The 11395-nt window shown below is 42.3% G+C and carries 10 protein-coding genes; 2 read left to right on the top strand and 8 right to left on the bottom strand.

Features of this window, described 5'->3' with window-relative positions; genetic code table 11:
- Positions 1-46 precede the first annotated feature (46 nt).
- Positions 47-1579: a leucyl aminopeptidase gene (locus N473_RS02180; RefSeq protein WP_063366530.1), complete on the bottom strand. Its 1533-nt coding sequence runs from the start codon at positions 1577-1579 to the stop codon at positions 47-49.
- Between the two features lie 367 nt (positions 1580-1946).
- On the opposite strand from N473_RS02180, the gene N473_RS02175 reads away from it, so the two are divergent.
- Positions 1947-3221, top strand: a complete 1275-nt coding sequence (locus N473_RS02175) for an FG-GAP repeat protein (protein WP_063366529.1) — start codon at positions 1947-1949, stop codon at positions 3219-3221.
- Positions 3222-3361: 140 nt separating this feature from the next.
- On the opposite strand, the gene N473_RS02170 is transcribed toward N473_RS02175, so the two are convergent.
- From N473_RS02170 to N473_RS02145, 6 genes are all read right to left on the bottom strand, one after another.
- Positions 3362-3808: a GNAT family N-acetyltransferase gene (locus N473_RS02170; protein WP_063366674.1), complete on the bottom strand. Its 447-nt coding sequence runs from the start codon at positions 3806-3808 to the stop codon at positions 3362-3364.
- A gap of 294 nt (positions 3809-4102) precedes the next feature.
- Positions 4103-5068 (bottom strand): hypothetical protein, encoded by a 966-nt coding sequence (locus N473_RS02165; protein WP_063366528.1) that lies wholly within the window; start codon positions 5066-5068, stop codon positions 4103-4105.
- Positions 5069-5215: 147 nt separating this feature from the next.
- The gene (locus N473_RS02160; RefSeq protein ID WP_063366527.1) at positions 5216-7183 is read right to left on the bottom strand and encodes a pyridoxal phosphate-dependent decarboxylase family protein; all 1968 of its coding nucleotides are present in this window, start codon (positions 7181-7183) and stop codon (positions 5216-5218) included.
- A gap of 251 nt (positions 7184-7434) precedes the next feature.
- On the bottom strand, positions 7435-7845 hold the full coding sequence (locus N473_RS02155) for a VOC family protein (protein WP_063366526.1): 411 nt from the start codon (positions 7843-7845) through the stop codon (positions 7435-7437).
- A 228-nt stretch (positions 7846-8073) separates the two neighbouring features.
- Positions 8074-8469, bottom strand: a complete 396-nt coding sequence (locus tag N473_RS02150; RefSeq protein ID WP_063366525.1) for a hypothetical protein — start codon at positions 8467-8469, stop codon at positions 8074-8076.
- Between the two features lie 127 nt (positions 8470-8596).
- Positions 8597-9178 carry a GNAT family N-acetyltransferase gene (locus N473_RS02145; RefSeq protein ID WP_063366524.1) on the bottom strand — a complete coding sequence of 194 codons (582 nt, stop codon included), beginning with the start codon at positions 9176-9178 and terminating at the stop codon, positions 8597-8599.
- 288 nt (positions 9179-9466) lie between these two features.
- Here N473_RS02145 and N473_RS02140 point away from each other — a divergent pair, with 288 nt between their 5' ends.
- Positions 9467-10669 (top strand): endonuclease/exonuclease/phosphatase family protein, encoded by a 1203-nt coding sequence (locus N473_RS02140; protein WP_063366523.1) that lies wholly within the window; start codon positions 9467-9469, stop codon positions 10667-10669.
- Positions 10670-10697: 28 nt separating this feature from the next.
- On the opposite strand, the gene N473_RS02135 is transcribed toward N473_RS02140, so the two are convergent.
- Positions 10698-11381 (bottom strand): alkylmercury lyase family protein, encoded by a 684-nt coding sequence (locus N473_RS02135; protein ID WP_063366522.1) that lies wholly within the window; start codon positions 11379-11381, stop codon positions 10698-10700.
- Positions 11382-11395: the final 14 nt, after the last annotated feature.

Here is an 11395-nt window from a genome sequence, read left to right as displayed (position 1 = left end):
TGCACCGCAATGAAGCGGCTGCACTCTAAAAAGTACTAGATATTGATTAGTTACTGTTTTGTCTAACCAATTGATCTAGAAAGCGTACACCCCAACCTTGAGAACCTTTCGGCGCCACCGCAATTGGCTGATTTAACCAATCAACCCCTGCAATATCCAGGTGTACCCATGGAATATTTTTATCTACAAACGTGGCGACTACCGCTGCACCGATACTTGCACCTGGGTTACCAGCACCAGAATTTTTAATATCTGCAATGTCTGACTTAATTTGCTTAAAGAAATTCGGGTGTAAAGGCAGAGGCCAAACCGCTTCACCACTGGTTTCACCCACTTGCATCATGTTTTGAGCAAGAGACCAGTCACGGGTAACCATGGCAGCATACTCATCACTTAACGCTCTCGCAGCTGATCCTGTCAACGTCGCAATATTGACCAGCATGCTAGGTTTAAATTCATCTTGTGCATAACGCACGGCATCGGCGAGCAACAAACGGCCTTCAGCATCTGTTGAGATGATCTCAATCGTCGTGCCTTGCATTGTTGTCAGTACGTCACCCGGACGAATAGCATCTTCCGCTGGCATATTTTCAGCAAGTGGCATCACACCGACTAGATTAACGTTTTCACCTCGGCTTGCCACTGCTAACATTGTACCGGCAACCGCTGCAGCACCAGACAAATCAGATTTCATTTGCCACATACCACTGTTTTTCTTTAAACTGATGCCACCCGTATCAAATGTGATCCCTTTGCCCACCAATGCGATAGGTGCCTCTTTTTTGTTACCGCCACGATAGTTGATCACCAACATGCGTGGTTCATGGATAGAACCTAAACCAACACCCAGAATCGCGCCCATATTACGCTTTTTCATTTCTCTGACTTTCATCACCTTGATATCAACATTATCAATATCATCAAACGCGTCTTTTACTCTGTCCACAAAGCTCTGCGGATAGATAGATTTACCCGGCTCTGACGCCATATCACGAGTTAGATGCACACCTTGTACCATGTACTGTAAATCGTCATTATATTTTTTAGTGGCTGCAGTAACGTTATTACTATGAAGCACAAAGTTACGAGGTGAAGATTGCTTTGTCTCTGCTTTATATTTATCAAAGTGATAATCGCGAAGACCCGCGCCCATTGCTACCCAAGCTGAAGGTGTTGATACTTGCGTATTAAGCGCGTCAGTAATCACAGCATACTGATTTTTACCATTATCTGGAGTGCTCGCCGCTGCGTAGCCACCTAAATCTTGCAGTTGAGCTTGTGTTAATGCATTAGAGCCTGTACCAATTACTGTAATTTGCGCAAAAGGTGCCAGACCATAAAACGTTTGTGTTTTACCAAATCCACTTTTAAAGCCTGCGCTCTCAATTGCGCCTTGCAATTGGCCATTTGTTTTTGTGTTTACTTGCGCCGCAAGCCCGCTTAATGAATTAGCGTTATCAACAAAAATGATTAAACGTTTGTTCTGCGTTAAGTCGAGTTTAGAGAATTGAATATTAGGGAGCGCGTGCGCCATGCTTGAAGCCAACATAGTCAGCGCAGCAAGTGTAAATTTGATCATGCTATTAATCCGCTTAATTAAACCGATAACACTCAAAAGTGTCGCTTTGAGAGCCAAAACCTAAATTAGACCTGAGTATAGTCAAGGTTTAAGCGGTATGAACTCTACCTCTTATGCGTGAATGTAACCATTTGTTATCGATGAAATTGAGCAAAAATGCTGTGTATGGATGAGGAACGTAATAGAAGGCGTAAATATAGAAGACGTTGACTCGCTTAACTCATACCAAAAAATAGAGAGATTACAATCGCTTCGCTTTACTTTTGGTCTCGACTACTTTTAATGTGGTCTATTTCTCTGACCTCTTGTCTAACAACTAAAAGTTTCCTATATTGGCACAGGATTATCTAACCCAAGGAAAATAATAATGAAATCGGGTGCTCTACTTAAAGTGTTGTCTTGTCTAACTCTACTTGCCGCTGCTCAGGGCGAAGCCAATCAACAAAAACTCTTACCTCATGACGGCAAAGCCGATGACAATTTTGGATTCAGTGTTGCTGTAGACGGCACAACCGCTTTAGTTGGTGCTTTTAAAGCGGATACAAAAACAATTCAAAATGCAGGGGCCGCCTACGTGTATGCACTAGGTAACAACGGCTGGTACCAACAAGCAAAGTTGGTGGCAGAGCCTGCCTTCAGCGAGGACACTCTTGGTGGCAATGTGGCACTCAAAAATAATATGGCCATGTTAGGTGTATCGAGAAGAGACAGTCATGGCAAAGATTCTGGGGCCGTGGTTACGTTTGAAAAGCATGGTGGGGCTTGGTCACAACAGCAAATTTTAACCGCCTTTGATGGCAAAGCAGGCGATGTATTTGGACAAAGCATCGCATTGACTGAACACTTTTTAGTCATCGGCGCGCCACACAGTGATGCACCGCATAAAGACTCCGGATCAGCTTATGTGTTCACTCGCGAAAACGGCGCGTGGCAATATCAAACAAAACTTACTGCCAAAGACGGTGCAGCAGACGATTTGTTTGGGATCAGTGTGGCAATTGATGGTAATACTATTCTTGTCGGTGCAGATTTACATGATGAAATTGCACCAGAAGCCGGTGCTGTTTATGCCTTTGAATTTGATGGTAAACAGTGGAAACAACAAGCCAAACTGATGGCAAAAGATGGCGGACATACAGATATCTTCGGTGTACGAGTTGCGCTGCAAGGCGATACTGCACTGATCTCTGCCAGAAGAGACGATATTGAAGGCGTAGGTAAGGATGCAGGTTCTGCGTATATTTTTGAGCGAACTAATGGAAAATGGTCGCAAACACAAAAATTGGTTGCGCCCGATGCGCATGCAGATGACCGATTTGCACGCGGCGTAACGCTCTTTAAAGACACCGCCTTAATCAGTGCCATGCACCATGACGCCAACGGCAGTAATGCAGGTGCTGTCTATGTGTATAAGAAACAAGGTGGTCAGTGGCGATTCACGTCTAAAATTGTCGCCAAAGGCGGGAAAGCCGAAGACAGATTTGGCTGGAATCTCGCGCTATCAAATCAACATGCCATCGTTGCCGCACCACATCGCGATGATAACGGCAATTCATCAGGCGCGGTGTATATGTTGGATTTAGAAGGACAAAAGCCCATTACATCGAGTAATAACGCAGATAACGGTGCTAAACTGAACTAAATAGAATACGGAGTAACAAAAAAGTACAACTATCTAGAATGCACTTTTTTGTCCTTTCATATAAAAACCGTGTCACTTATTTAGACCAGTGGCACCTGAAAGATTAAAGGTACTTTGACAGTACCTTTATTTTCAAGTGATTACATTAATGACTTCCAAAATACAATTTTGTCATCTTCTTGACCGTAGTACTCTGGAATAACTGCGACAGGAGTATAGCCACATTGAGGGTAAAACTTGCGGGTTCGTTCGTACTCGGGAAGCCCTGACGTTTCAACTAGCATAATTCTAGCCTGCTTCTGGACAAGCGCCGACTCAACATGCTCAATTAGCAACCTGCCGACACCATGACCTTGATGTGACGGCAATACAGCTATCAGAAGTAAGTTCCAAGTTCCCTCCGTCATTCTCTCTGGGGAACAATAAGCTATTGCTATAACTTGCTTATCAGAACTCTCAACTACGAACCACTTCTCTTCTGATGTATGAGAAAAAAAGGGCGTACTCATTTCATTTAAAAGCTCAGATGGGAACATATTGTTATCTTCAATTATCAGCTTTGCTTCTGATAGATCGGATAAACTCATTTCACGAATAGATAGATTGTTTTTCAATTTCAATTACTCATATTTAGACAATAAAAAGCCGCCCAAAAAACACACGATTTTCGAGGGGATAGAAACTAGCGACCGAATGGTGCTAGTGATTTGTCACAATGATATTCAAAAAATTACCAGCTAACTATATTCGTAGGTGTCATCAAACAACTGAACTATAGCCGAAAACAGCACGTTAAAGCAATTTATGGTATGGACACACAGCTACACTTAGAATCTAACCATCGTAATTTCTTGTTAGACATTACTCATGATGCTGCATAACTAAACAACATAATCAATCTGCTGCACTAAACTTGGCCTACCCTGCTCGTCAAGATAAAAACCTGACTTTCTGATTGCGCCTTTAAGCTCACCTTGATCGCGAATATTTAGCGGGGTATCGGCATTTTGCAACCCAATAGCCCCAATATTGGCCTCTGACAGTGTGACCAACTGGTCTTCATCTTTGTTTTTGATCCACACTCTAAGGCTGTCAAACACCTCGTCATTTTCGTCAATAAAGCCGTTACCGTCTTGGTCGTATTGAGCTAAATCAGCAAAGCCATTGCCACTTAACGCACCAAACAGCTCTGAGCCATCATCAATGCGTGAATTGTTGTTTAAATCCAGCGCCAAAAAGCCATAACCTTTTTTCAAGTGTGAGAATGTGTCTGCTTTACCATCGGCATCAATATCAAACTGCATCTGCTCACTCTCCAGCTCTACCGCTTTATTGGTAAAGCTGATAATAAGCGGATCTTTCATATTGATGTCTTCAATCGTACGCTCGTAACTGGTGTGAGATTGCTCAAACACGGACTTAAATGAAAAAGCGATCTGCTCGCCGCTTTGGAGTGTAATTTGACCACCGACTTTAAACACATTGGATTGGTGTTCATGACTCAAACGCTCAACAATGACATGGGTCGGCTCGGGCTGCGCTGCATCTGTTGCGGCACGCTCAGCGGCAGCTTCAGCCTCTGCGACATCCTTACCTATGGTGTCATCGTACCAACTTACCTCTTTTCCGGTTAGCTTCTGTACCAGTAACTTAAGAATATACAGCTTAGCATCGTTGCCCATTTCCATATCACTTGTAACATGTTCTGCTTTTGCAACTTCAGTATCAACCATGGGTAAAGCACTTTGCTCCTCTTCAGGCATTGTAACTTCTGTACGCTGCTCACTGACGTGAAACTGCCCTTCATGTTTGTTACGCATTTCAATTTGTGCACTTTCAATTTTCATAGCTCCTCCAAACCCATCCATGTAACTTGGTTATCGGCGTGAGTGCATATTAATTGAGCAAAAATAGAGATAGTAAATAATCTTTTAAAGCGGTTGTAACAGTGTGTCTGTTGGCTGGTTGTTTTTACCAGCCAACAACGCCATAAATTAGCCTTCAACAACCTGCAAAATGATCTCCTCAAGGTAATTAAGATACATATCCATGTAAGTTACGCCATTTTTATCATCTGATAACCATGGATTCATCAAAGTGTGTCGTAAAACAAAGAGCGCATTGTCCTGATACTCAACATGCTCAACATCTCTTACAAACGAGTTGGGATCTAAACCCAACTTGATACACAGGTTATGCGCCACTTCATCGTTGATGTTTTTTCTAAAAATAGAGGTATAAGAGCCGATAAACTCTTTGCTAAACATTGGTGTCGACTTCTCAATTTTAATGTGCTCAAACACTTTGCGTGTAAAGTCATTTAAGACTCGTGTACTGGTATTACCCGCTGGGTTAATGGCTAAGCAAATTAAGTTTGTGTCAGGCTCTATAGGGGCGATCAAGGTCGCTTTACCTGCAAGCTTTTCACTCAATGCTGAAATCTTATGATAAAACACTTCTGTGGTGCGAATTGTGCTCGCTGGTAATTTGCCAAAGTGCTCAGCGTTGAGTGGTAATACATTTTGCGCAACGTAACTTGCAGCAGCGGCAGCCCCCGGCTTTGAACCTTCCATAATATACTGACCTAACTGATTTAATTTAGGTTCAGGCTCAACAAATCGATTCTTTTTATCAAACACATAGGCCGCTTCTTGCACCACAAACCCACACATGTTTTTGTTTCTGGCGATAAATGCACCGCTGCCAAATGGCATATAGCCTAACTTATGCGGGTCAACTGTAATGGAGTCAGTGTCGCATAGTGCGGCAAATGCATTGTAGACTTTAGCAGATGGGAAGTACTCAAACCCTGCTTTCACTGCTTCATGCTCGCGCATTCGATTGTCTTCACCTCTAAATACAGACGACAAGTAGCCACCCCATGCGGCATCCACATGAATATAGTAATTCAGTCCCTCATCTCGGATCATTTCGTCACGCAAAGAAACAATATCAGCGATGGGGTCAACGGTGCCAAACTCGGTAGTCCCTAAGACGCCAATCACCGCAAGGACAGTGCGGTTTTCAGATTTTGCTTTTAGCAGTAACTGCTTAAGTGCTATCGGATCTAAACGCATTTTTTCATCCGTAGGAACTTGCCATAAGTTTTTACTGCCTATGCCCAAAATCTTCATGGCTTTTATCCATGAATAGTGAGCAGTGGCTGGCACAAACACCACGGGCTGTTTTAAATCTTTATGTTGGTCAAAGAAATCAATGTGACCTTGGTGCTCAATGCGTTGCTCTCTCAATAATTCGATCAGCTCATCATATTTGTCATCGCCCATGGCTTTGAGCTTATTTAAGCAATTGACACGAATTTGTACTACTTCATCAATCGAAAGGTTCATTAACTCCCAAGTAGACATACTGTGTAAAGAACGCCCTTGTCCATCCACAAAGTCAATATCTGCCAGCTCACCACAGCGCTTTACCGCCAATGGGTAGTACTTCACGGAGCGGAACATCCATAAGCTCTGATAGTTCGCCACCGTACCGCCTGAGGTTAAATGTCCCCAAGCCACTGCACCTTCGTCTGCATTTAAGTTATAGCCGAACATTTCTGCCAACTTATTACCAACCTCTAGCTCCATTTTAACGGTGACTGGCGCGGCTTCCTCCGTGACGTTGTTGGGGTTATACAACGCAGTAATAAACTGCGCTAGCATTCCTGGCAGCAATAAGTCTGATGCCATATGGCCGATATAACGGGGATTTGAAAACGGCACTGATTGCTTTAAATCAGCGCTCAACTTGTGCAACTCTTGCTTAGTTTTAGCCATGGTTTCTAAATAATGCGAAGACTGCTTTTCAATGATTGAGACTGGCGGTAAATCTTCTGGGTGAAAACTACGTCGCCAATAAACGTGGTCCCGAAAGAACTCTAAAAAGATATCTTCAAACTCGTGGTTATTTTCACCATAAGAGCCAAGGAAGTAAGGAGAAAAAAGGCGTATATCCATGTTAGTTTACTCAGTCTGTATATTAAAACAATCATTCACCATGCCTGCGTATTTATACGCTCACATGCTGTAATCCTATGCACTTAGAATACGTTTCATAAACTCAGTAATTAATAAAAAATGTCAACAAGACATGTTTATTAAAGATTAACTTGAGGTAAAACAACTTTAAATGATTATATTGATATGTATTTTGGGAGCCTGTTGGGACTCTCCCAATAAAATCGACTGACGAAGTGCCTTCTTCTAACTTAATGCTTATTTTTTAATTCCAATAAATCCCACTTATTGCCGTATAAATCTTCGAAAACCACCACAGTTGCATACTCCTCAACTCGTGGCTCTTCATGAAAAACCACGCCATGATTTTTCATCAAATTATAGTCCCGCCAAAAATCATTGGTTTGCAGAAATAAAAACACACGTCCGCCACTTTGATTACCTATCGCCTGACGCTGCTCATCAGTACTTGCTTGTGCTAACAGCAAATTAGTCCCATTTGAATTAGGCGGAGCAACCTGAACCCAACGCTTTCCAGCCCCTAAATCTGTATCTTCAATGAGCGTAAACTGTAGTTTTTGTGTATAGAATTCAATCGCATCATCGTAACTTTCAACGACCAGTGCGATGTTGCCAATTTGCTGCTGTATAGGTTGTGTCATGTTCTTACCCACTAGAAAAAAGGCAGTTTATACTCTAAATCACGCAGGCAATACAGTCGTTTAAGATGAGATGCGCAACCATTATCGGAACATGCTATTTATTGATAAACAATATCTGTTCTGAGGACATACTTAACTCCGGATAGTACTTCATTTCCTTTGTGCCATAAATGATGCTCAAATATCAGTGATTTACCTATATCGGTATGTATCTCCAAGTTTGATTTCCTAAATTGTGTGCTTCCCCCCCTCATAACAGCCATTTAAATACACCAATAAAGTCATTATTGTTACACCACCTGACACACTTTGCCGTCCGTCTTTGTGCATATTAAATTTCTGTCCTGATGTGTAGCGATAAAAACGAAAATGAGGTGACAAACCAATGGCGCATTTACCTTCAATGTTTGGCAGTGCCATGTTAGAAAGCTTATCCCACCATTGCGCAGCCAAATTTTCTGATATCCAATTCACCCGGTCATTATTTCGTATGTTGCTCAGATATGAGCGACCAGCGCCCACTTGTACATCTGCACCGCTGTAACCAATCAATTCGTGACATGCATGAATTGAAAGGAACCCGTGGATTGTAAAGATGTTTTCATCAAGTTGACTTAACTGCATACTGCTCCACTTCTGTTGACGTTTTATTATTGATAACGCAGTGCTGGTTCTTATCATTTCTGCTGGCTTTATCGATTTAGCAAAATCAATCACCGGCCCTTACAACCATTCACTATGTTTGATAAAACTATGCGGTGTCAATGTTAGTGTCGTCAATGTGCCTCTGTTGTGCCAACCATTCTGAATACTCAACCCAATAGCAGAGATGGTTTACTCGGTGGTCATATAAAAACTCGGCGTCTGGCTTGAACTCTTTATTCACAAGTCCTAAACGAAGTGCAATATCTTGGCTTTTATAATTGTGTTCTGCAATAGAGAGGGAAACCTTGTTAAGTGCCAATGTACTAAACGCATGATCAATTAAAAAGTGTACGCATTTTGTTGCCACACCCTGACCTTGATACTGCTGCGCAAGCCAGTATCCAATTGACGCGTTACCATTCACCTTATCAATTGGATGATAGCCACACATGCCGACTAAATTTTGATTTAAATATATGCCACCCATTAACCCAAGGCCACTTTGGAGTTGCTGGTGCGTTGTTTTAATAAACTCCTCAGAATCTTGTACCGTCTGAGTAGAGTCGAGCCAAGGAAGCCACTGTTTAAGGTATTGCCTATTATCATTAACCAGTGCAAATAAAGTTGGAGCATCCGACAAGGACAATAACTTCAGACTGATTTCATCGCTTACTTCAAATTTTTCCAAGGTATTGCTCCCTACTTTATAACTCTAAAACAACGGCTTTCGGTGGTGCTTGCCGGTGAATGTTGGCGCAGCCAAGGACTTCTATTCAAAAATGCGTAGGCCCGATTACATTCAATCCGCTTAAAAATGTACCTATATTAAGAACCTATCAAGTTATCTTTACTTTGTGAAGCCCTTGCGCAATTATTCTAAATAAAATAAAAAACCAAATAATTAACATACTTTTAAACCCTCTTTGAACAACAAAGAGGTAGACTATCGACAATTGCATTTTGTATTAGGTTAATAATGAAACCATCATTCGTATCAATCGCCTTAGCAGCAGCTTTGCTGGGCACCGGCTGCCAACAAACACCAACTCAAACAATGGATGCCGCCACAATGAACGACACCACAATACGTGTTGCAACGTTCAACGTAAGTATGGAAGCAACTAATTATCAAGCTGATAAAACGTTAGATGTCTCTGGTAATGTATTAACCAACGCGCTAAAAAGCGGTGAAGTGCAGCAAATTAATAATATTGCAGAAATCATCCAACGCACTCGCCCAGATATCATACTTCTTAACGAATTTGATTATATTGCTGACCCTGAACAAGGCATCAACTTATTCAAAAAAGCGTATTTAGAAGTGTCTCAAAATGGGTTTGAACCAATTTCTTACCCACATGTGTATTTAGCACCGGTCAATACTGGCGTTAAAACATCTTTAACAGACAAAGACAGTAAGCTGACACATTTTGGTTTTGGTAAATACCCAGGTCAATACGGCATGGTCTTGCTATCAAAATTTCCGATAGACGCTGATCAAGTGCGTACTTTCCAACACTTTTTATGGAAAGATATGCCAAATAATATGATGCCAACAACCGCAGGGGGCAAGAGCTGGTATGCACAGTCTGAGCGTGCAATCATGCGCCTTTCTTCAAAGTCTCATTGGGATATTCCAGTGCAAGTTTGTAACCAACAAATCAATGTACTTGCCAGTCACCCAACTCCGCCTGTTTTTGATGGGCCTGAAGATAGAAACGGGAAAAGAAATCATGATGAACTTAGGCTATGGAAAGACTATATATCTGCAACTGGTCACAGTTACATTTACGATGATGCAGGAGTAAAAGGCGGGTTTAGCGGTTCATCATTTGTGATTGTCGGCGATTTAAATGCCAGTGATGTCGATGGAGATGGCCATCCAAATGCCATCAGACAACTCCTGACACACAGTCGAGTAAATAACTTGACCATACCTAAGTCTGAAGGGGGTAAATTAAATAAGCCGCAAAATGCAAATGCTATCGCACATACTGCACATTGGGGCATGCGCGCTGATTATGTATTGCCATCGAGTGACCTTAATATCATTGATAGCGGAGTATTTTGGCCTGCACAGCATGAGCCGGGGGCTGAGTTAGTTGCAAATAGAGCAGCCTCTTCTGACCACAGGTTAGTGTGGGTAGATATTTTACTGCCAAGCAATTGTACCAAATAAACACATAAGGGCAGGCTATTTAGCCTGCTCAGAACCGGCCTTGTTCTATCGGCAATTTCCAAATCGAGTGAGTCAATCCAAAGCTTTCAAATATCTCTGAAGCCTCTTTGACAGTCCACTTGACCCAATCAGGATTCAAATGACGTCCATACCACACTTTTGAAAATGCCCAAATATGCTCAATAGGCTGAACATCGCCCTTACACATATTGTGCCTTTCACACCACCTATCAATGTCAGATTCAGACTTAAACATCAGCATCGTACTGCACGTATAAATCACATTGTCCCATGCTTTTTCCATGGGTATAGGAAAATGGACATACAAGTTCGAGTTCTCTATTTTTCCATTGTTGATTGCAATCACAACCTGCTTTGACTCACTGCCAAGCGTGGTCGTAATGGTCAGATCCCGCCCAAGTAATGCAGCTGCCCCCAATGCACACCACGCACAGTTACCCCACCAGCCCATATCACCAGATTCAATCCAAAAGTTTGTTGGCGCAGCAGAAAACGGGTGTGCGACCCAAATTTCGTGTGTATTAGGCTGCAGCACCACACCATGATAGGCTTGCAATGCCTTTAACGCCTCCACAACGCAAACCGCTTGTCTCCCAAATATATTGCTTAACTCGCTGACACTGGGCGCTCTTGCATACTCAATGAAGTACCTCATGATCTGGTAATGTAGACTCGCGTGGGTTAACTCCATCAGTCCCTCAATAT

Source organism: Pseudoalteromonas luteoviolacea CPMOR-1, assembly GCF_001625685.1.
Taxonomy (GTDB): Bacteria; Pseudomonadota; Gammaproteobacteria; order Enterobacterales; family Alteromonadaceae; genus Pseudoalteromonas; species Pseudoalteromonas luteoviolacea_K.
The sequence above is the reverse complement of the archived record's forward strand: the minus strand, read 5'-3'. Positions and strand labels throughout refer to the sequence as shown.